Origin of the sequence: Pseudomonas sp. PB120, assembly GCF_009761815.1 — a bacterium.
Classification (GTDB): domain Bacteria; phylum Pseudomonadota; class Gammaproteobacteria; order Pseudomonadales; family Pseudomonadaceae; genus Aquipseudomonas.
Genome location: NZ_RWIN01000051.1, coordinates 266,957 through 289,637, shown reverse-complemented (window position 1 = coordinate 289,637; position 22,681 = coordinate 266,957). Strand labels below are relative to the sequence as shown.

Annotated in this window: 14 protein-coding genes; 7 read left to right on the top strand and 7 right to left on the bottom strand. The window is 60.7% G+C overall.

Features of this window, described 5'->3' with window-relative positions; genetic code table 11:
• Window positions 1-167 precede the first annotated feature (167 nt).
• Window positions 168-3,656 carry a chromosome segregation protein SMC gene (gene smc / locus EJA72_RS11845; protein WP_178129297.1) on the bottom strand — a complete coding sequence of 1,163 codons (3,489 nt, stop codon included), beginning with the start codon at window positions 3,654-3,656 and terminating at the stop codon, window positions 168-170.
• A 2-nt stretch (window positions 3,657-3,658) separates the two neighbouring features.
• Entirely contained in the window at window positions 3,659-4,318 is a 660-nt protein-coding gene (locus EJA72_RS11840; RefSeq protein ID WP_157711621.1) for a GntR family transcriptional regulator, read from the bottom strand.
• A gap of 269 nt (window positions 4,319-4,587) precedes the next feature.
• On the opposite strand from EJA72_RS11840, the gene xdhA reads away from it, so the two are divergent.
• From xdhA to guaD, 4 genes are all read left to right on the top strand, one after another.
• Window positions 4,588-6,042 (top strand): xanthine dehydrogenase small subunit, encoded by a 1,455-nt coding sequence (xdhA, locus tag EJA72_RS11835; RefSeq protein WP_178129295.1) that lies wholly within the window; start codon window positions 4,588-4,590, stop codon window positions 6,040-6,042.
• A complete protein-coding gene (xdhB, locus tag EJA72_RS11830; protein ID WP_157711620.1) occupies window positions 6,035-8,434 on the top strand; it encodes a xanthine dehydrogenase molybdopterin binding subunit in 2,400 nt (799 codons plus the stop codon). The genes xdhA and xdhB overlap by 8 nt, the downstream gene beginning before the upstream one ends.
• 275 nt (window positions 8,435-8,709) lie before the next feature.
• Window positions 8,710-9,552, top strand: a complete 843-nt coding sequence (gene xdhC / locus EJA72_RS11825) for a xanthine dehydrogenase accessory protein XdhC (protein ID WP_157711619.1) — start codon at window positions 8,710-8,712, stop codon at window positions 9,550-9,552.
• An 8-nt stretch (window positions 9,553-9,560) separates the two neighbouring features.
• Entirely contained in the window at window positions 9,561-10,865 is a 1,305-nt protein-coding gene (gene guaD / locus EJA72_RS11820) for a guanine deaminase (protein WP_157711618.1), read from the top strand.
• Between the two features lie 180 nt (window positions 10,866-11,045).
• On the opposite strand, the gene EJA72_RS11815 is transcribed toward guaD, so the two are convergent.
• Window positions 11,046-11,810 (bottom strand): GntR family transcriptional regulator, encoded by a 765-nt coding sequence (locus tag EJA72_RS11815; RefSeq protein ID WP_157711617.1) that lies wholly within the window; start codon window positions 11,808-11,810, stop codon window positions 11,046-11,048.
• 383 nt (window positions 11,811-12,193) lie between these two features.
• Between EJA72_RS11815 and EJA72_RS11810 the strand changes: the two genes are divergently transcribed.
• Entirely contained in the window at window positions 12,194-13,387 is a 1,194-nt protein-coding gene (locus tag EJA72_RS11810) for a benzoate/H(+) symporter BenE family transporter (RefSeq protein WP_157711616.1), read from the top strand.
• Window positions 13,388-13,548: 161 nt separating this feature from the next.
• Here the strand turns inward: EJA72_RS11810 and EJA72_RS11805 are convergent, their stop codons facing one another.
• Window positions 13,549-13,893 carry a YggL family protein gene (locus tag EJA72_RS11805; RefSeq protein WP_095082694.1) on the bottom strand — a complete coding sequence of 115 codons (345 nt, stop codon included), beginning with the start codon at window positions 13,891-13,893 and terminating at the stop codon, window positions 13,549-13,551.
• A 233-nt stretch (window positions 13,894-14,126) separates the two neighbouring features.
• Between EJA72_RS11805 and dacB the strand changes: the two genes are divergently transcribed.
• Entirely contained in the window at window positions 14,127-15,587 is a 1,461-nt protein-coding gene (gene dacB / locus EJA72_RS11800) for a D-alanyl-D-alanine carboxypeptidase/D-alanyl-D-alanine-endopeptidase (protein ID WP_157711615.1), read from the top strand.
• A gap of 116 nt (window positions 15,588-15,703) precedes the next feature.
• Here the strand turns inward: dacB and EJA72_RS11795 are convergent, their stop codons facing one another.
• Both EJA72_RS11795 and rlmKL read right to left on the bottom strand, forming a co-directional pair.
• Complete coding sequence (locus EJA72_RS11795) at window positions 15,704-18,109, bottom strand: GGDEF domain-containing protein (protein WP_157711614.1); 2,406 nt, start codon at window positions 18,107-18,109, stop codon at window positions 15,704-15,706.
• A 204-nt stretch (window positions 18,110-18,313) separates the two neighbouring features.
• Window positions 18,314-20,575: a bifunctional 23S rRNA (guanine(2069)-N(7))-methyltransferase RlmK/23S rRNA (guanine(2445)-N(2))-methyltransferase RlmL gene (gene rlmKL / locus EJA72_RS11790; RefSeq protein ID WP_157711613.1), complete on the bottom strand. Its 2,262-nt coding sequence runs from the start codon at window positions 20,573-20,575 to the stop codon at window positions 18,314-18,316.
• 530 nt (window positions 20,576-21,105) lie between these two features.
• Here rlmKL and rmf point away from each other — a divergent pair.
• Window positions 21,106-21,321, top strand: coding sequence for a ribosome modulation factor (rmf, locus tag EJA72_RS11785; RefSeq protein ID WP_003223300.1), 216 nt, complete (start codon window positions 21,106-21,108; stop codon window positions 21,319-21,321).
• 318 nt (window positions 21,322-21,639) lie between these two features.
• Here rmf and EJA72_RS11780 read toward each other — a convergent pair whose 3' ends face one another.
• Window positions 21,640-22,659 (bottom strand): quinone-dependent dihydroorotate dehydrogenase, encoded by a 1,020-nt coding sequence (locus tag EJA72_RS11780; RefSeq protein WP_157711612.1) that lies wholly within the window; start codon window positions 22,657-22,659, stop codon window positions 21,640-21,642.
• Window positions 22,660-22,681 lie beyond the last annotated feature (22 nt).

Here is a 22,681-nt window from a genome sequence, read left to right as displayed (position 1 = left end):
AAGGGGTTTACAAGTCGTAAACCGCTTTAAAACGTGGCGCCAACTCTATGTTCTGACAGGCGTTTTGCCCACGTATACGAAAAATTGACATTAAACTAGCACGACCAAAGGCAACTTTACACCGTCAGTCGAACCGGGCGCGCAAATTGTGTCATTTTGCCAGCCCCTCAGGCATCGACCATCGCCATTGCCTCTTCGACATCCACGGCCACCAGCCGCGAGCAACCCGGCTCATGCATCGTCACCCCCATCAGTTGATCGGCCATTTCCATGGCGATCTTGTTGTGGGTGATGTAGATGAACTGCACCGTCTGCGACATCTCTTTGACCAACCGCGCGTAGCGTCCAACGTTAGCGTCATCCAGTGGTGCGTCAACCTCGTCGAGCATGCAGAACGGCGCCGGGTTCAACTTGAAGATCGCAAAAACCAGGGCCAATGCGGTCAGGGCTTTTTCGCCCCCGGAGAGCAAATGGATGGTGCTGTTCTTCTTTCCGGGCGGCTGCGCCATGATCGTCACCCCTGTATCGAGTAGATCTTCGCCCGTCAGTTCCAAATACGCGCGCCCGCCACCGAAAACTTTTGGGAAAAGCGCCTGTAAACCGCCATTGATCTGATCAAAGGTATCTTTGAAGCGGTTGCGCGTTTCCTTGTCGATCTTGCGAATCACGTTCTCGAGGGTGTCGAGCGCTTCCACCAGATCGTCGTTCTGCGCATCCAGATAACGTTTACGCTCGGATTGTTGCTGGTATTCGTCGATGGCCGCGAGGTTGATCGCACCAAGGCGCTGAATGCGCGCGGCGATGCGTTCGAGTTCTTCCTCGGCGGCCTTCTCGTTGGCCTCGCTCGTCAGCGTGGCGAGCACGCCGTGGAGGTCGTAGCCGTCCTCGAGCAATTGATCTTCCAGAGTCTTGCGGCGCACGGTCAGGGCTTGCCATTCCATGCGCTGATGTTCGAGCTGGCTGCGGATCAGTTGCGATTGCTGTTCAGCCTGATTACGGCGCTTTTCGGCATCGCGCAATTCGCGGTCGGCATCTTCGAGGGCGATCTGCGCGGTCTTGAGTTCTTCGTCGACGGTCATGCGCTTGTCGAGCAGCTCTTCCAGTTTGAGGCGCAGTTCTTCCAGCGGCGCCTCGCCCTCCTCCAGATTGAGGCTGAGCTGTTCGCGCTTCTCGGTCAGGCGCTCGGACTGCATTTCCAGACGTTCAAGGGCCTGACGCGTCGAGTCGTGCTGCGCCTTGAGCGAGCCCAGACGCACCGCCAATTGATGCGCGTGGTCCTTGTGCTGCCGGGCTTCCTGGCGCACGCGGTCAAGGCGTTCACGCAGACTGTCACGCTGGGCCAGCAGCAGCTCGCGCTGCTCGGTGTCCAGCGCCATGGCGTCGAGGGCTTCCTGCAATTGCAGGCGCGCTTCGCCGATGTTTTCGTGCTCCAGCGCTCGCTGCTCGGCCAGCTCGGTGAGTTCTTCGTCGAGCCGAGTACGGCGCAACGTCAGTTGTTCGACCTTGGCCTTGCCGGCGGACAATTGTGCTTTCAGTTCACCTTGCTGGCGGGCTTCGTCTTGCAGCAGACGGCGCAGGTGTTCGCGGCCGTTTTCCTGCTGGCGTTGTTGCGCCCGTAGATTTTGCAGCTGGGTTTCGAGGGTTTCGACCGTGGCTTCGCGCTCTTCGCGTTCCTGGGTCAGGCGCTGGATTTCCTGACCACGGGCGAGCACACCGCTCTCCGCTTCGCTGGCCCGACGCACACGCAAGAAGTGTCGACCGACCCAATAACCATCACGGCTGATCAGGCTCTGGCCGGCCGTCAATTGACTGCGCTGGGCCAGGGCCTGTTCGAGGGTTTCCACCGGTTTGACCAGCCCCAGCCACGGCGACAGATCGATCTGCGCATCAACCTTGTCGAGCAAGCTGCCCGGCACCCGCACGCCATCGCTGGCCGGGCTGAGCAGACGCAGGTCGCCCTGGGCAAACCCGGCCAGATCGAAGTCACCGAAGTCGTCCACCAGCACCGCTTGCAGGTCGGCGCCGAGCACGGTTTCCACCGCCAGCTCCCAACCGGCCTCCACCTTAAGGCCTTCGGCCAGGCGCGGGCGGTCCGCCAGGTGCTGATCGCGCAGCCACTCAGCGGTGCCGGTGCCCGGATCGAGCGCCGCTTGCTGCAAGGCTTCAAGGGACGCAAGCCGGCCGTTGAGGCGCTGCAAATCGCCCTGGGCCTGTTGCTGGTTTTGCAGGGCCGTTTGCAGTTCCTGACGCAACTGCTCAAGCCGTTCGACCTGCGCTTCTTCGCTGGCCTGCAAATCTTCGAGCGTGGCTTCGCTGGCGGCCAGCTGCTCGCTGAGTTCCATGATCGCCGCGTCTTCCGGGTCCGCCGAGAGCAAGGCACGTTCTTCAGCCAGGCGTTTCTGGCGGTCGGCCAAGCGCTCCATGCTGGTTTCCAGCTGCTGGATGCGCGACTGCTGCACTTCGGATTGGCGACGGGGTTCGGCGGCGGTGAGGTTGAACGTGTCCCACTGCTCTTGCCAGGCGTGCATGGTGGTTTCGGATTCTTCCAGCGCGGCCGCGGCTTCTTCTGCGGCGGCGCTGGTGACTTCCTGTTCCGGCGTGAGCTGGTCCAGTTCTTCGCCGAGGGTCAGCAGCAACGTGCGGTCGTGCCCCAGGTGCGATTCGGTTTCCAGGCGGGCGCGCTCGGCTTCTTTCAAGTCGTCCTGCAACTGACGCAAACGTTGCTGGCCGTGCTGGATGCTTTGCTCGACCCGGGCGATGTCGCCGCCGACCGAATAGAAGCGGCCCTGCACCAGATTGAAGCGCTCGGACAGGTCGTGATGCCCGTCACGGAAGCGTTCGATGCTGGCGTCGGCGTTGCGTTGCTCGGCGACCAAGGCTTCGAAGGTGATTTCCTGAGTGCTGATGACCGCTTCGCGCTGACCGACCTGTTCGTTCAATGCTTGCCAGCGCAGGGCCGACAACTGGGCCTTGAGCTGACGCTCTTCGCCTTTGTATTCCTGATACCGCTTCGCCGCCTCGGCCTGACGGTGCAGGCGTTCGAGCTGGCGCTCAAGTTCTTCGCGCAAGTCCGTCAGGCGTTCGAGGTTTTCGTGGGTGCGACGGATGCGGTTTTCGGTCTCGCGCCGGCGCTCCTTGTACTTGGAGATGCCCGCCGCTTCTTCAATAAAGTTGCGCAGGTCTTCGGGCTTGGACTCGATCAGCTTGGAGATCATCCCCTGTTCGATGATCGAGTAGCTGCGCGGGCCCAGGCCGGTGCCGAGGAAGATGTCGGTGATATCGCGACGACGGCATTTGGTGCCGTTGAGGTAATAAGTGGTCTGGCTGTCGCGGGTCACTTTACGGCGGATGGAAATTTCCGCGTAGGCGGCATATTCGCCGAGCAAGGTGCCGTCGGAGTTGTCGAACACCAGCTCGATGCTGGCCTGGCTCACCGGTTTTCGGCTGGTCGAGCCGTTGAAGATGACGTCGGTCATCGACTCGCCGCGCAAGTTCTTGGCCGAGCTTTCGCCCATCACCCAGCGCACGGCGTCGATGATGTTCGACTTGCCGCAACCATTGGGCCCGACCACCGCCGCCATGTTGCTGGGGAAGTTCACCGTGGTCGGGTCGACGAAGGATTTGAACCCCGCCAGTTTAATGCACTTGAGCCGCACGCTTAGGCGTCCGTCAGGGCGGAGATCACCAGATCGCAGCTGCGCTGGCCGTAGGCCGTCAGCACCGCGCGAATCTGTGGAAAGTCACGGGCAACCACAGCGGCGAGCAGGCGCTCGAACAACTCCAGGTACTCGCTCATCGAGGCCTTGCGCTGATCCAGGGCCAGAAAGTAGGCACGGCTCATGGCCGGCTGCAGATTCTCGACGGTTTCCTGAAGATAGGGATTGTTGGCGAACGGATACGTGGCACGCATCACGTTGAAACTGTCGTCGACGAAGGTATGAATGTCCTGACGTTCGTAGCTGGCGGTCAGGCGCTGCTGAATCTGCACGAACGGTGCGAGGTCAGCCTGGACTTGCCAGCCTGTGGCCACGGCGTTGGCGAGCAGGATGTACATCTCGCTCATCAGCGTGCACAGGCTCTGCACCTTGTGCGCCGTGAGTTCGGTCACATGGGCGCCACGTCGCGGCAGGATCGCGATCAGGTGGCGGCGCTCAAGAATCAGCAACGCTTCGCGGACCGAGCCGCGGCTGACATTGAGGGCCAGCGTGACCTTCTGTTCCTGGATGCGCTCCCCGGGCTTCATTTCGCCGCGAATGATCCGCTCGGCGAGGTGGTGAGCGATTTGCTCGGCGAGGCTATCCGGCGCCTTGAACGTCATGGTTGTCCTTCAAATGCTTTCGATCTGTACAGGCGGCGCAGTGTAGCGCACATGAGGGGTCGTGGCGGAGTGCCCACTCGGCGGTTTTTGGCACGAATTAAGCAAAAAAGCAGGCTATCCCGCGAGGGTCAATACTGATGGAACGCGTTGTTATCCGCCAAAAATGTTATTTCCTGACCTTTAAGTCAGAAAATCATTGACCGAAAAGTCAGACCTGATAAATTCGGTTCAAAGCGGTTAACAACAATAATGAGTCTGCGAGGCCTTCCGTGATCCAGTTTTTACTCAACCAGGAACTCCGTAGCGAGCACGCCCTGGACCCGAACCTGACCGTGCTCAATTATCTGCGTGAGCATGTGGGCAAACCCGGCACCAAAGAAGGCTGCGCCAGCGGTGACTGTGGCGCCTGCACCGTGGTGGTCGGCGAATTGCAAACGGATGACGATGGCCGCGAACACATTCGCTATCGCAGCCTCAATTCGTGCCTGACCTTTGTTTCGTCGTTGCACGGCAAACAACTGATCAGCGTCGAAGACCTCAAGCACAAAGGCGAACTGCACAGCGTGCAAAAAGCCATGGTCGAGTGCCACGGCTCGCAATGCGGCTTCTGCACCCCGGGTTTTGTGATGTCGCTGTTTGCGCTGCAAAAGAACAGCGAACAGCCGGACTCGCACAAAGCCCACGAAGCGCTGGCCGGCAATCTTTGCCGTTGCACCGGCTATCGACCCATCCTGGAAGCCGCCGAGCAATCCTGCTGCAGCAAGCAGCCAGACCAGTTCGATGCCCGCGAAGCCGAGACGATTGCGCGTCTGAAATCGATTGCACCGACCGACATCGGCGAGCTCAACAGCGGTGACAAACGCTGCCTGGTGCCGCTGACCGTGGCTGATCTGGCTGACCTCTACGACGCGTATCCACAGGCCCGCCTGCTCGCCGGCGGTACCGACCTGGCGCTGGAAGTCACGCAATTCCACCGCACGCTGCCGGTGATGATTTATGTGGGCAACGTCGCCGAAATGAAGCGCATCGAGCGCTTCGACGACCGCCTGGAAATCGGCGCCGCAACCGCCCTCTCCGATTGCTACGACGCCTTGAAAACTGAATACCCGGACTTCGGCGAACTGCTGCAACGCTTCGCTTCGTTGCAAATCCGCAACCAGGGCACCCTCGGCGGTAACATCGGCAACGCCTCGCCGATTGGTGATTCGCCACCGCTGCTGATCGCACTGGGCGCGCAAATCGTCCTGTGCAAAGGCGAAACCCGCCGCACCCTGGCGCTGGAAGATTACTTCATCGATTACCGGGTTACGGCGCGTCAGGAAAGCGAGTTCATCGAAAAGATCATCGTGCCCCGCGCCAGCGTCGAACAGCTGTTCCGCGCCTATAAAGTGTCGAAGCGCCTGGACGATGACATTTCCGCCGTCTGCGCCGCGTTCAACCTGCGCCTCGACAACGGCGTCATCGCCGATGCCCGCGTCGCCTTCGGCGGCATGGCGGCGATTCCGAAACGCGCCAGCCGCTGTGAAGCTGTCCTGCTCGGTTCGCCGTTCAACCACGCCACGGTCGAACGCGCTTGCGCCGCCCTGGCCGACGATTTCACGCCGCTCTCGGACTTCCGCGCCAGCAAGGAATACCGCCTGCTCAGCGCCCAGAACCTGCTGCGCAAATACTTCATCGAACTGCAAACGCCGCACATCGAGACTCGGGTGACCGCTTATGTCTAATCATCATGGTGTAGAGAAGACCCAAGCCGAACTGGCTGAACTGTTCGCCAAGGACCTGACCACCGGCGTCGGCCGCAGCGTCAAGCACGACAGCGCCGCCAAGCATGTGGCCGGTGAAGCGCAGTACATCGATGACCGGCTGGAATTTCCGAATCAGCTGCACGTTTATGCTCGGCTGTCGGACCGCGCCCACGCGAAGATCATCAGCATCGACACCTCGCCGTGCTACGCCTTTGACGGTGTGCGCATCGCCATTACTCACGAGGATGTACCGGGCCTGAAAGACATCGGCCCGCTGATGCCCGGTGACCCGTTGCTGGCCATCGACACCGTGCAGTTCGTCGGACAGGTGGTCATGGCCGTCGCCGCCCGGGACCTGGAGACCGCACGCAAAGCCGCCATGGCCGCCGTGATCGAATACGAAGACCTGGAACCGGTGCTGGACGTGGTCGAGGCGTTTCGCAAAAAGCATTTCGTGCTGGACAGCCACACCCATGAACGCGGTGATTCGGCGGGTGCGTTGACCACCGCGAAAAATCGCATCCAGGGCACGCTGCACATTGGCGGCCAGGAGCACTTCTACCTCGAAACCCAGATCTCGTCGGTGATGCCAACTGAAGACGGCGGGATGATCGTCTACTGCTCCACGCAGAACCCCACCGAAGTGCAGAAACTGGTGGCCGAAGTGCTGGACGTGTCGATGAACAAAATCGTCGTCGACATGCGCCGCATGGGCGGTGGTTTTGGTGGCAAGGAAACCCAGGCCGCCAGCCCGGCCTGCCTGTGCGCGGTGATTGCGCGCCTGACCGGCCAGCCGACCAAAATGCGCCTGCCGCGCGTGGAAGACATGCTGATGACCGGCAAGCGTCACCCGTTCTACGTCGAGTACGACGTGGGCTTTGACGACAGCGGGCGCCTGCATGGCATCCAGCTGGAACTGGCGGGTAACTGCGGCTGCTCGCCGGACCTGTCGAACTCGATTGTCGACCGTGCAATGTTCCACGCCGACAACTCGTACTACCTGGGCGATGCGACCATCAACGGTCATCGCTGCAAGACCAACACCGCGTCGAACACTGCGTACCGTGGCTTCGGCGGCCCGCAAGGCATGGTCGCCATCGAAGAAGTGATGGACGCGATTGCCCGGCACCTGGGCCTCGATCCGCTGGCGGTGCGCAAGGCCAACTACTACGGCAAGACCGAGCGCAACGTCACCCATTACTACCAGACCGTCGAGCACAACATGCTCGAGGAAATGACCGCCGAACTGGAAGAAAGCAGCCAGTACGCCGAGCGCCGCGAAGCGATTCGTCGCTACAACGCCAACAGCCCGATCCTGAAAAAAGGCCTGGCACTGACGCCGGTGAAATTCGGCATTTCCTTCACCGCCAGTTTCCTCAACCAGGCCGGTGCGCTGATCCACGTCTACACCGATGGCAGCATCCATTTGAACCACGGCGGTACCGAAATGGGCCAGGGCTTGAACACCAAAGTCGCACAGGTCGTGGCCGAAGTGTTCCAGGTGGAAATGGACCGGGTACAGATCACCGCGACCAACACCGACAAGGTGCCGAACACCTCGCCTACCGCCGCTTCCAGCGGTGCCGACCTGAACGGCAAGGCGGCGCAGAATGCGGCTGAAATCATCAAGAAACGCCTGGTCGAGTTCGCTGCGCGGCAGTACAAGGTCAGCGAAGAAGACGTGGAATTCCACAACGGTCACGTGCGGGTTCGCGATCACATCCTGACGTTTGAAGCGCTGATCCAACAGGCGTATTTCGCTCAGGTTTCACTGTCGAGCACCGGGTTCTACAAGACCCCGAAAATCTTCTACGACCGCAGCCAGGCGCGCGGTCGGCCGTTCTACTACTTCGCCTTCGGTGCGGCGTGTTGCGAAGTGATCGTCGACACCCTGACCGGCGAGTACAAAATGCTGCGCACCGACATCCTTCACGATGTCGGCGCCTCGCTGAACCCGGCCATCGACATCGGCCAGGTCGAGGGCGGTTTCATCCAGGGCATGGGCTGGCTGACCATGGAAGAACTGGTGTGGAACAACAAGGGCAAGCTGATGACCAACGGCCCGGCCAGCTACAAGATCCCGGCGGTCGCGGACATGCCGCTGGACCTGCGGGTGAAGCTGGTGGAAAACCGCAAGAACCCGGAAGACACGGTGTTCCATTCCAAGGCCGTGGGTGAGCCGCCGTTCATGTTGGGGATTGCTTCGTGGTGTGCGATCAAGGACGCCGTGGCCAGCCTGGGCGACTACAAGCATCAACCGAACATCGACGCGCCGGCGACGCCGGAGCGGGTGTTGTGGGGTTGTGAGCAGATGCGGCAGTTGAAAGCTGTGAAAGCTGTTGAAGCTGAAACCGAGTTGGCTTCGCTTTAATGACCGAGGCGCGGCCCATCGCCAGCAGGCTGGCTCCCACAGGATGTGTGTGAACCAGATTTTGTGAGCACCACAGAACACTGTGGATGTGTGTGTGAACCAGATTTTGTGAGCACCACAGAACACTGTGGATGTGTGTGAACCAGATTTTGTGAGCACCACAAAACACTGTGGATGTGTGTGTGAACCAGATTTTGTGAGCACCACAAAACACTGTGGGAGCCAGCCTGCTGGCGATGAGGCCCGAACAGACAACGACGATGTCGAGGTGAAACATGTACAACTGGATCGACGCCCTCGCCGACCTGCAATCCCAGGGTGAACCCTGCGTGTTGGTGACCATCATCGAAGAGCTCGGCTCGACGCCGCGCAACGCCGGCTCGAAGATGGTCATCAGCGCCAACCAGACGTTCGACACCATCGGTGGCGGGCATCTGGAATACAAAGCCATGCAGATCAGCCGCGAGATGCTGGCCAGCGGCAAACAGGACACCCATCTGGAGCGCTTCAGCCTCGGCGCCAGCCTCGGCCAGTGCTGCGGCGGCGTGACCGTGTTGCTGTTCGAACCGATGGGCCAGGTCCAGGCGCAGATCGCCGTGTTCGGCGCCGGTCACGTCGGCCGGGCGCTGGTGCCGTTGCTCGCCAGCCTGCCCTGCCGGGTGCGTTGGATCGATTCGCGCGAAGACGAATTCCCCGAACAGATCCCCCACGGGGTGCGCAAAATCGTCGCCGAAGAACCGGTGGACGAAATCGACGAATTGCCCGTCGGCAGCTACTGCATCGTCATGACCCACAACCATCAGCTGGACCTCGAACTCACCGCCGCGATCCTCAAGCGCAACGACTTCGCCTACTTCGGCCTCATCGGCTCGAAGACCAAACGCGTGAAGTTCGAACACCGCCTGCGCGACCGCGGTTTTGACAGCAGCGTGCTGCAACGCATGCGCTGCCCGATGGGCATTGGCGAAGTCAAAGGCAAGCTGCCTGTGGAAATCGCCATCTCCATCGCTGGCGAAATCATCGCCACCTATAACGCGAACTTCGGTCAGCACACTTCCAGCGCCGAACCGATTGCCAAACTGCTGCCCGCTTCACGCCGCAGCCAAGCCTCCCATTGAGAACGCTCATGCCACTGACTCGCAAAGCCTACCGCGCCGCCATTCTGCACAGCATCGCCGACCCCGCCGAAGTGGGCATCGAAGCGTCCTACGAGTATTTCGAGGACGGTTTGCTGGTGGTCGACAACGGCCAGATCAGCGCCATCGGCCACGCCAGCGAACTGCTGCCGACCCTGCCGGCCGATATCGAGATCACGCATTATCAGGACGCGCTGATCACCCCCGGCTTCATCGACACCCACATCCACCTGCCGCAAACCGGCATGGTCGGCGCCTATGGCGAGCAGCTGCTGGACTGGCTCAATACCTACACCTTCCCTTGCGAAAGCCAGTTCGCCGACAAGGCGCACGCCGACGAAGTCGCGGAGATTTTCATCAAGGAACTGCTGCGCAACGGCACCACCACGGCGCTGGTGTTTGGCAGCGTGCACCCGCAATCGGTGAACTCGTTCTTCGAAGCGGCCGAACAGCTGGACCTGCGGATGATCGCCGGCAAGGTGATGATGGACCGCAACGCACCGGACTACCTGACCGACACCGCCGAATCGAGCTACGTCGAAAGCAAGGCGCTGATCGAGCGCTGGCACGGCAAGGGCCGCTTGCATTACGCCGTGACGCCGCGCTTCGCCCCGACCAGCACCCCGGAACAATTGACCCTCGCCGGCCAATTGCTGAGTGAGTATCCGGACCTCTACATGCAGACCCACATCAGCGAAAACCTGAAGGAAGTCGAGTGGGTCAAGGAGCTGTTCCCGGACCGCAAGGGTTACCTCGACGTCTACGATCACTACCAGCTGCTGGGTGAGCGCTCGGTGTTCGCCCACGGTGTGCACCTGTGTGATGACGAGTGCGCGCGGCTGGCAGAAACCGGCTCGGCGATTGCGTTCTGCCCGACCTCGAACTTCTTCCTCGGCAGCGGCTTGTTCAACTTGCCGATGGCCGAGAAGCACAAACTGAACGTCGGCCTGGGCACGGACGTCGGCGGCGGCACCAGTTTCTCGCTGCTGCAGACGTTGAACGAGGCGTACAAGGTCATGCAGCTGCAAGGCGCGCGACTGAGCCCGTTCAAATCGTTGTACCTGGCGACGCTGGGCGGCGCCCGCGCGTTGCGGCTGGAAGACAAGATCGGCACGTTGCTGCCGGGTACGGATGCGGACTTCCTGGTGCTGGATTACAACGCCACGCCGCTGTTGAGCTATCGCTTGAAGCAGGCCAACAACATTGCCGAGACGTTGTTTGTGTTGATGACGCTGGGGGATGACCGGACGGTGTTGCAGACCTATGCAGCGGGGAATCAGGTGCATCAGCGCTGAGTTTTCTCCAGGCATAAAAAATCCCCCGTCGCTTTTCAGCCCGGGGGATTTTTATTGCCTATGCGATCGCTATCGCGAGCAGGCTCGCTCCCACAGTTGATCTTCAGTGATCTCAGAATTTTCGTTCAACACAAAACCCTGTGGGAGCCAGCCTGCTGGCGATAGGCGCGCCGCGGTCTATCAGATTTTCGCTGACGGACGCCCAGGCTTCTTGGTCTGCAACAAATGCGAGAACACCGCATGCAAATCATCCGACGCGCTTTCTTCGTCGAGGTTGAGTTTGCTGTCGATGTGGTCCATGTGATGCATCATCAGGTTCACCGCCAGCTCAGCGTTGCGTGCTTCGATCGCATCGATCAACTGAGTGTGTTCGTCATAGGAACAGTGCGAACGGTTGCCACTTTCGTATTGGGCAATGATCAGCGAAGTCTGCGACACCAGGCTGCGCTGGAAGCTGATCAGCGGGGCATTCTTCGCCGCTTCGGCCAGCTTCAGGTGAAACTCGCCCGACAGGCGGATACCGGCACCGCGATCGCCACGGGAGAAGCTGTCGCGCTCGTCGTTGACCATCTGACGCAATTCGGCGAGTTCCTCGGCGGTGGCGTGTTGCACGGCCAATTCAGTGATCGCACGCTCGACCAGGCGACGGGCGAAGAACACCTGACGCGCCTCCTCGACACTCGGGCTGGCCACTACAGCACCGCGATTCGGCCGCAGCAGCACGACGCCTTCATGGGCCAGGCGAGACAGCGCGCGGCGAATGATGGTGCGGCTGACCCCGAAAATTTCCCCCAGCGCTTCTTCGCTCAACTTGGTGCCGGGCGCCAGGCGCTGTTCGAGGATGGCCTCGAAGATATGCGCGTAGACAATATCGTCCTGGGTACCGCTGCGGCCGGCTTTGCCTGCTTTCGGTTGTTTCTTGAGGGGCTGCAACTGTTCGTTCATGGGCACTCGAGTCGGGAGAACTGCGGCGAATTGACCGTGACTGTAATACGGCACAGTGGGTCGCTGGCAAGTATCGCGTAAAAAACACTGCGATTGTACACAATGGAGGGTGGCAACACGACTGTACGGCTGTTTGTCCCGACGGCTGTATCGCAACGGCTGGTTACTTTTGAGTTTAGGCTTGAACTCATAAATTTGAGGTCCACACAAACCCTGTGGCGAGGGAGCTTGCTCCCGCTCGGCGGCGCAGCCGTCGTAAACACTGCAAACACGATTCAATGTTGCCCAGGGTTCGGGGCCGCTTCGCAGCCCAGCGGGAGCAAGCTCCCTCGCCACAAAAGCCATCTTCAGAATTAATTGCGCCCACAAGGAACCCCGCGGTCATGAACGACACCACGCACACGCAACTGCGCCCATTGGCCGACACCTCGCCGTCGGCCATCGTCGCCGGGTTCATCGCCATGATGACCGGCTACACCAGTTCCCTGGTGTTGATGTTCCAGGCCGGGCAAGCCGCCGGGCTGACCAGCGGGCAGATTTCGTCGTGGATCTGGGCGATTTCGATTGGCATGGCGGTGTGCTCGATCGGGTTGTCCCTGCGCTATCGCACCCCCATCACCATCGCCTGGTCGACCCCGGGCGCTGCGCTGTTGATCACCAGCCTGGGCGGCGTGACCTACGGCGAAGCGATCGGCGCCTACATCACCTGCGCGGTGCTGGTGACGATCTGTGGCCTGACCGGCAGCTTCGAGCGCTTGGTGAAAAAGATTCCGGCTTCATTGGCGGCGGCGTTGCTGGCGGGGATTCTGTTCAAGATCGGCAGCGAAATTTTCGTCGCCGCCCAGCATCGCACGGCGCTGGTGCTGGGGATGTTCTTCACCTACCTGCTGGTCAAGCGCCTGTCGCCGCGTTATGCGGTGCTGTCCGCGTTGCTGATCGGCACGGCGCTGTCGGGGTTCATGGGGCTGCTGGATTTCAGCGGTTTCCACCTGGAAGTGGCGACGCCCGTCTGGACCACACCGCACTTCTCCCTGGCCGCGACCATCAGCATCGGCATCCCGTTGTTCGTGGTGGCCATGACCTCGCAAAACATGCCCGGGATCGCCGTGCTGCGCGCCGATGGCTACACCGTGCCGGCCTCGCCGCTGATCACCACCACCGGCATCGCTTCGCTGCTGCTGGCGCCGTTCGGGTCCCACGGGATCAACCTCGCGGCCATCAGCGCGGCGATCTGCACCGGGCCGCATGCCCATGAAGATCGCAACAAGCGTTACACGGCCGCGGTCTGGTGCGGGATTTTCTACGGGATCGCCGGGGTGTTCGGCGCAACGTTGGCGGCGCTGTTTGCTGCATTGCCCAAAGAGCTGGTGCTGTCGATTGCGGCGCTGGCGCTGTTCGGCTCGATCATCAATGGCTTGAGCATCGCCATGAGCGAAGTGAAAGAACGCGAAGCCGCGCTGATCACGTTCATGGTGACCGCCTCGGGGCTGACGCTGTTTTCCATCGGTTCAGCATTCTGGGGGATTGTGGCGGGGGTGTTGACCTTGCTGATCTTGAACTGGCGCAAGACCCTGTAGGAGCGAGCTCGCTCGCGATGGAGGACAACGATAACGCGAGCTTTCTGAATGCCCGCGGTGTTCTCAGGTTCATCGCGAGCAAGCTCGCTCCTACAGGGGTCGGGGTTTTCTGACAGGCATAAAAAAACGGCGACCCTTGGGTCGCCGTTTTTTTCAGAACATCAAGCTACCGGATTGATCGGCTTTTCCGGGTACCAGACGTCCAGCAGCGGGCTGACTTCAACGCTGGTCAGCTCGGTGCGGCCTTTGAGCCAGGCTTCAACGGCGGCGCGTTGTTCAGCGCTGACCGAGCCACGCTTCTGCAGGCAAACCAGACCGAAGTCGTCGCCGCCAACATAGCCCAGACCGTTGGCTTCCATGGCTTCTTTCAGGAACGCGTCGAGGAAAGCATCAATGGCTTCATCAGCCAAATCTTCTTTGAAATCCAGGTTCAGTTCGAAACCCAGCTCTTGAAATTCATCGACGCACAGTTTTTTGCGCAGACGCTGGGAACGGTTAGTCGCCATTGGAACAATCCTCATAAGTAATAACGGGCGGCACTTTAGCAGTTTAAGCCGCCAATTGCCCGACTCTCTGGGCCTGCGGGCCTGCCATCGGTAAAAAATAGCGTAATTAGAGGGCCCGGGTAAGGCACAAGCCACTCCACCTTGGGGCATAATGCCGACACTTTCGTGACCACTGAGGGAATTTATCTTCATGCCCTCGTCTTTTTCCCCTCGAATGCAGGGTTTTATTTCAGATGATCAAATCGTTGCGTCCTTTGTTGCTGGCCGGTTTTCTGCTTCCCCTGGCCCTTCCCGTCTACGCTGATCCCGTCAACACCGCCCTGTCGCCCAATGTCGAAAAAGCCCTCAAGGCCAGCAAGCTGCAGGACAACGCGCTGTCGCTGGTGATGATCCCTCTGACCGGCCCGGGCACCCCGACTGTTTTCAACGCTGACGTCTCGGTCAACCCGGCCTCGACCATGAAGCTGGTCACGACGTATGCGGCGCTGGAAATGCTCGGCCCGAACCACCAGTGGAAAACCGAGTTCTACACCGACGGCACCCTGAGCGGCGGCATTCTCAACGGTAACCTCTACCTCAAGGGTGGCGGCGATCCGAAGCTGAACATGGAAAAACTCTGGCTGCTGATGCGCGACCTGCGCGCCAACGGCGTCACGCAGGTCACGGGTGACCTGGTGCTGGACCGCAACTTCTTCGTTCAGCCGCAATTGCCCGAGTTCAACGACGACGGCAATGACGAGAACAAGCCGTTCCTGGTCAAGCCTGACTCGCTGATGGTCAACCTCAAGGCCTTGCGCTTTGTCGCACGCAACGACAGCGGCCGGGTGCTGGTGTCGGTAGAGCCGCCGATCGCGACCATTCGCATCGAAAACCAGGTCAAAGCCTTGCCCTCCAAGCAATGCACCGGTGGCGTGCGCTACAACCCGGTGCCCCAGGCCGATGGCAGCGTGACCGTGACCGTTGGCGGCCAGTTGGGCGATGGCTGCAGCTCCCAGACTTACCTGTCGCTGCTCGACCACGCGACCTACACCGCCGGCGCCGTGCGGGCGATCTGGAAGGAGCTGGGCGGCAGCATCCAGGGCAAGGATCGCCTGGCACCAACGCCAAAAGACGCCAAGGTCCTGGCCCGGGCCTTCTCGCCGGACCTGGCGGAAATCATCCGTGACATCAACAAATACAGTAACAACACCATGGCCCAGCAGCTGTTCCTGAGCCTGGGCCAGCAGTTCCGTACCGATGCCGACACCGATGACGCCAAGGCGGCGCAACGGGTTGTGCGTCAGTGGCTGGCGAAGAAAGGCATCACCGCACCGCACCTGGTGATGGAGAACGGCTCCGGCCTGTCTCGCGCCGAACGTGTGAGCGCCCGTGAAATGGCCGCGATGCTGCAAGCTGCATGGCGCAGCCCGTACGCCGCCGAGTTCATCAGTTCGATGCCGATTGCCGGCACCGACGGCACCATGCGCAAGCGCTTGAAGACCACGGCGATGCGCGGTGAAGCCCACGTCAAGACCGGCACCCTGAACACCGTGCGTGCGATCTCGGGCTTCAGTCGCGACATCAACGGCAATACCTGGGCGGTGGTTGCGATCCTGAACGACAAGGCCCCGTTCGGCGCGTCCTCGGTGCTGGATCAGGTGCTGCTGGATCTGTACCGCCAGCCGAAACTGCCGACGACTGCCTCGGTTCTGTAAAACTCCACAGCTCCAATGTGGGAGTGAGCCTGCTCGCGATCAAGTCAGCACATCCAACATCGATGTGACTGACAGACCGCTATCGCGAGCAGGCTCGCTCCCACATCTAGCCCCGCTTAACTCATCTCCCCTTCAACCCGGTCCCGTCCGTTCTGCTTCGCCGCATAAACCCCCGAGTCCGCCCGCAGCAGCAGCGCATCCGCGCCTTCGCCGACACGCCAGCTGGCGATCCCGAAACTCGCGGTGACCACGCCGACGCCATCGATCGGTGAACTGCGCAAGGATTGCCACAGCTGCAGCGCCAGGACATGCGCCTGTTGGCCGTCAATGTCCGGGCACAGCACCATGAACTCTTCGCCGCCCAGACGACAGAACACGTCGGTGCGTCGCAGTCGATGACCGATACGCTCACACACCGCCTGCAACACCCGGTCCCCCACCGCGTGGCCGTGCTGGTCGTTGATGCGCTTGAAATGGTCGATATCGAGCATGATCACCGACAGTTCACCGCCACCGCGCTCGACCCGCGTCATTTCGGTGGTCAGGCGCTCCTGGAAATAACGGCGGTTGTGAATGCCGGTCAGGGAATCGGTCACCGACAAAGCCCGCAGTTCTTCCTCTACCCGTTTCAGGTCGGAAATGTCCGAGATATAACCGTGCCAGAGCACGTCGCCACCCGGTTGTTCCTCCGGCGTCGCCTCGCCACGGACCCAGCGCAGCCCCCGCAGAGGCAACTGCACCCGGTATTCCTCGCGCCAGGGGCTGAGGGTGTCCGCCGAGGCCCGGATCGAAGCTCGGACCCGGGGCGAGTCCTGGGGATGAATCCGCGTGAAAATCGCCTCGGCATTGAGCAGCAGCACGTCCGGCTCGAGTTCGTAGATTTCGCGGATACCATCGCTGGCATAGATCACACTAAAACGGCCATCGAACGCCATCTTGAACTGGTAGATCCCGCCGGGCACATGGGCGCTGAGCTTTTTCAGCAGCAGGTCGCGCGCGGCCAAGGCCTCGTAGACCCGCTTGCGCTCGGTAATGTCGATACAGATCGCCAGATGACCGACCCACAGGCCTTGTTCATCAAGGACCGGGGTTGCCAGCATGTTCACCATCAGATGGCTGCCATCACTGCGCACCAGCGTCCATTCCCGCGCTTCGTGACCTCCCTCCAGGCCGCCCTCGACCAGCATGGCCTGGCAGGTCGGGATCGATTTGCCGTATCGAGCGCTCAACTCCGCCGAGCGGGCGGCGAGTTCTCGGGGTAAATGCAGGTTTTCCAGCGTCATGTGCCCCACCACCTCCGCGCTGGAATACCCGAGCATCTGCTCGGCGCCGGCATTGAAGGTGCTGATGATGCCGCGCAGGTCGGTGGCAATGATCGCGACCTGGGTCGCGGCATTGAGCACGCCGCGCAGCTGGCCATGGGTACCGCGCAATTCCTGCTCGCGGGCGCGCAGCTCCTGGGTCCGCTGCTCGACCATCTTCAGTGCCCTCTGGCGCTGACTGGCCAGCACATACAACAAGGCACTGAGCATCAGACTGAGCAAGCCGCCCAACACCACCAAGCTGCTCACCGAAGAGTGGTTGGCCTGCAGGAAAGCCTCGCTCGGCTGGATGTCTACCTGATAGTTATGGTCGGCAAGGCGCAGGAGCCGGGTCGCGGACAATTCACTGAGCGCCGGTGGATTGGGAGATTCATACAGGACTTCGTGCTGATCGTTGGTGGACAGGTCGAGGATGCGCACCGACAGGTAATCATGGCCGGCCTCCGGCAGCCCGTCCGCCAGCAACTGGCGCATGCTGATTACCGCCATCACGTACCCGAACGGCTTGTTCGTCGCCGCTGGCGAGCTGTCGCGATGCTGGAGCATGACCGGCGCCACCAGCAGCACCCCTCGGGCAAACGCCGGCTCGATACTGACCAGATGCATCGGTTGCGAGACCGCCAGTCCGTCATTTTCGTCGGCGCGTTCAAGGGTGGAACGGCGCAGGGGTTGAGCCAGCAAGTCGTAGCCCAGCGGCGACCCGAGTTTGCTTTGCGTCTGGCTGTACAGCACCGCCACGTACTCATCGCGCTCGGCCGCCAGTTGCAGCTGGCCATCGCCGTTCAGTTCGCGAACCGTGAAATCAGGCAACCCTTCATCCCGTACCCGGCGCTCGAAAGCCTCGCGTTCGCCACGACTCACCCGCTGGGCGAAGGAATAGGCTTGAGTCCGGTGCAATAAAGGTCGGGTGTACCCGTCGAATTCTTCCCGGGAAACCGAGTCGGAATTGGCGAAGAACCGGCGCAAGCCATCGAGGCGCTGCTCCTGATCTTCGAAGCGTTCTTCGATACGGCTGTAACGTTCACTGGCCAGCAGTTGGAAACGTTGCCGCAATTGATGATGAAACAGATTCAGCGTCGACCAGGCCAATAAAGCCGTGAGTATGCCACCGACAATTAATACCAGTAGCGCGACCAGCCAGGCCGAAACATCTTCTCTGATAAACCCCAGGATCTTAGGGCGCACGGCGTGCAACGACATAAACGCAACTCAAAACGCCAGGTGCGGGAAAGCCCTTTGGCCCTGTGTGAGTTATAGCTATTAGCCACTAATTTGACCAGTACTGAAAGAAGCCTGTAGGAGCGAGCTTGCTCGCGATGGAGGACAACGATAACGCGCGCTTTCTGAATATACGCGGCGCTCTCGGGTTCATCGCGAGCAAGCTCGCTCCTACAGTGCTTTGTGTCAACGGGCCGTGATTTTCCAGGCGCGGTGGATCTTGCCATTACGGGCAAAATCCGGATCGATGGTCTGGGCGGTGATTTCCTCGACCGCGTAACGCTCGGCGAGGTTGGGCTCCAGTTCGAACTTGCGGAAGTTGTTGGAGAAGTACAACACCCCACCCGGTGCCAGACGCGCCATGGCCAGGTCGATCAATTGCACCTGGTCGCGCTGTACGTCGAAGATCCCTTCCATGCGCTTGGAGTTGGAGAACGTCGGCGGATCGATGAAGATCAGGTCGAATTCGTCACGGCAGGCATCGAGCCAGACCATCACATCGCCCTGCTCCAGGCGGTTCTTGTCCGAGAAACCGTTCAACGACAGGTTGCGACGCGCCCAGTCCAGATAGGTTTTCGACAAGTCGACGCTGGTGGTGCTGCGCGCGCCGCCCTTGGCTGCGTGAACACTGGCGGTCGCGGTGTAGCTATACAGGTTGAGGAAGCGCTTGCCGGCCGCCTCTTTCTGAATCCGCATGCGCATCGGCCGGTGATCGAGGAACAGCCCGGTGTCGAGGTAGTCGGTGAGGTTCACCAGCAGCTTCACGCCGCCTTCGTTGACCTCGACGAACTTGCCCTGCGCCGCCTGGCGTTCGTACTGCTTGGTGCCGCTCTGACGCTCGCGACGCTTGACCACCACCCGGCTCTTGTCGATGTTCAAGGCCTGCGGAATGGCCGCCAGCGCGTCGAACATGCGTGCCGAGGCTTTTTCCGGATCGATGGATTTCGGTGCCGCATATTCCTGGACGTGAACCCAATCGTGATACAGGTCGATGGCCATGGAATACTCGGGCATGTCGGCGTCATACACACGATAGCAGTCGATGCCTTCACGTTTGACCCATTTGCCCAATGCTTTCAGGTTTTTCTGCAAACGGTTGGCGAACATCTGCCCGCCTTCACTCAAGCGCGGTTGCTCGACGACCACCGGTACCGGTTTGATCGGGTTGCCGTTCTTGTTGTACTGGCGTTCCTGTGGCTCGTTTGGCGCCTGATCGTACTCCGCCTGCTCGCGCTCGACCTGACGTTGTTCCGGGGTGCGACGTTCGCCGGTGACGAACTGATCCGGGGTGACCTTGATCAGCAGCAATTTGCACGGCAAGGCGCCGTTCCAGAACGAATACTGTTTGTGGCTGCGGATGCCCATGCGCTTGCCCAGGTCCGGCGCGCCGGTAAAGACCGCGGCTTCCCAGTTCAGGCAGGCCTGACGCAGGCGCTCGCCGAGGTTCTGGTAGAGGTAGAGCAAGCTCGCCTCGTCACCCAGACGCTCGCCGTAGGGCGGGTTGCAGATGACCAGGCCTTTCTGGTTCTGGTCCGGGCGTGGCTCGAATGTGCCGACTTCGCCCTGGTAAATCTTGATCCACTCGCTCAGGCCGGCGCGCTCTACGTTGTTGCGGCCCGGTTGAATCAGGCGCGGGTCCGCTTCGTAACCGCGAATCCACAGCGGTGGCTTGGCCAGACCGGCCGCAGCACGCTCGCTGGCTTCTTCGTGAAGTTTTTTCCACAGCGCAGGGACGTGACCGAGCCACGCGGTGAAGCCCCATTGTTCGCGACGCAGGTTCGGTGCCATATCGGCGGCGATCATCGCCGCTTCGACGAGGAACGTCCCCACACCGCACATCGGGTCAGCCAGCGCGCCGCCTTCGGCTGCAATGCGCGGCCAGCCCGAACGGATCAGGATGGCGGCCGCAAGGTTTTCCTTCAGCGGCGCCGCGCCTTGCTGCAGGCGGTAACCGCGCTGGTGCAGGCTGTGGCCGGACAGGTCGAGGGACAGGATCGCTTCGCCACGGTCCAGGCGCAGGTGAATGCGCAGGTCCGGATTGAGTTTGTCGATTGACGGACGGTCGCCTTGCGGCGTGCGCAGTTTGTCGACGATGGCGTCTTTAACTTTCAAGGCGCCGAAGTGGGTGTTGTCGATGCCCGAGCCATGACCGCTGAACTCGACGGCCAGGGTGCCATCGTTGAGCATGTGGTCTTGCCACTCGATATCGAGCACGCCGTGGTACAGGTCTTCGGCGTCTTTCATCGGGAAGCGCTTGAGCACCAGCAATACCCGGTTCGCCAGGCGCGACCACAGGCACAGGCGATAAGCGGTTTCCATGGTGGCCATGCCGCGCACGGCAGAGGTGTGTTCACGCGCTTCTTCAAGGCCAAGCCCGACGGCTTCCTCGATGAGCAGGCCTTCAAGGCCTTTGGGGCAGGTGAGGAAGATTTCGAATTGATCGGACATTGGGATTTCAAAGCCTTTGGCTGAGTGAACGGGCAACGCATTGCCGGTCCGGTTTTCAATCAGGCGCTTTTCTTGAAGAGCGCCCGCGTGGCACGAAGGTGTGCCGTTCCACCCCTGCTGCTCGGGTTAAATGAGCTTAGATGCAAGGACAGATAAAAAAGTTGATGCAACAAAATGTCATAAGTCGACCCTTCGTCGAATAGTCCCCCAGTGCAACGGGAGGCATTCTCACTAAGGGATTAACCCCATCATCCAGCGCGGGGCCGATCATACCGGGGTTTGGCTAATAAAGGCGCTGTAAGCATCCTGTTACTTATGGCCATACCACCTTAATGGTTACGTCCTTATGACAAAACGATCATTCCCTCGATGTGACGCATTGGTTAGAACTCAACACAGGTTGGCGCCACAACGGACGTCAACACCTTGGCTCGCCACGCCGGCAGCGAGCCGCCAGCGGCAGACATTTCTGCCAGACCTCGATTGAGGTCGACGCGATACATACAGTCAACAAGTGAGGGCAACACCCTATGAGAAGACTTAAGCGTGATCCGTTGGAAAGAGCATTTTTGCGCGGATATCAATATGGCGTTGGTGGCAAATCCCGTGAGCTTTGCCCATTTACTCTACCGTCAGTACGCCAAGCCTGGATTAACGGCTGGCGAGAAGGACGCGGCGACAACTGGGACGGTATGACCGGCACTGCGGGTATACACAGACTCAACGAACTTCACGCCGTCGGCTAATGACAGGGCTTAACACTCCGACACGATAATCTGATGACTGACTGAATACATTAACCACGCACGTCCCATCCGGACGGCGGGCTCCGGCCCAGGGGCTCCTTTAAAGGAGCCCTTTTTTATGCCTGTAAAAAATCTGCTGCATCAATGCTGCTTTTGTGGCGAGGGAGCTTGCTCCCGCGGGGCTGCGGAGCGGCCCCAAAAGCTACCAATCAGGTGCGTCAGGCGAAACGTGGTTACAGGGTTCACGACTGCTACGCAGCCGAGTGGGAGCAAGCTCCCTCGCCACAATAACCCTCAGCGCAAGGTTCTGATCAGCCTCTAGCGCAGGGCCGCGATGGCGTCGACGGACTCGCGAATCAACGCCGGCCCCTTATAGATAAAGCCGGAATAAAGCTGCACCAGGCTCGCACCCGCCGCGATTTTCTCGGCCGCGTGCTTGCCTTCGGTAATCCCGCCCACGGCGATAATCGGCAGACGGCCGGCCAGCTCCGAGGCCAGCACCTTGACGGTGTGGGTGCTCTTGTCGCGAACCGGTGCGCCGGACAGGCCGCCCGCCTCGTCGCCATGCTCCATGCCTTCAACGCCGACACGACTCAGGGTGGTGTTGGTCGCGATGACCGCGTCCATCCCGGTTTCAATCAGTGCCTGGGCCACCTGAGCGGTTTCTTCGTCGGTCATGTCTGGCGCGATCTTGATCGCCAGCGGAACATGTTTGCCGTGGCGCAGCGCCAATTCAGCCCGGCGGGTGGCCAGGTCGGCCAGCAATTGCTTGAGCGAATCGCCAAATTGCAGGCTGCGCAGGCCCGGCGTATTCGGCGAACTGACGTTGACCGTCACGTAACTGGCGTGGGCGTACACTTTGTCCAGGCAGATGAGGTAGTCATCGACCGCTCGCTCAACCGGGGTGTCGAAGTTCTTGCCGATGTTGATGCCCAGCACACCTTTGTACTTGGCGGCGGCGACGCGGGCCAGCAGGTGATCGACACCGAGGTTGTTGAACCCCATGCGATTAATGATCGCCTCGGCTTCCGGCAGACGGAAAATCCGTGGTTTCGGGTTGCCCGGTTGTGGGCGCGGAGTGATGGTGCCGATTTCGACAAAACCAAAACCCAGCTGGGCGAAACCGTCGATGGCTGCGCCGTTCTTGTCCAGGCCCGCCGCCAGCCCCACAGGGTTCGGAAACTCCAGGCCCATGACGCTCACCGGCATTTTCGCCGGGGCCTTGCACAACAAGCCGTTGAGGCCCAAACGCCCGCCCGCGCCGATCAGGTCCAGGGACAGATCGTGGGAGGTTTCCGGGGATAGTTTGAACAACAGCTGACGGGCCAGGGTGTACATGGGCGGGTTTGACTCTGGGCTA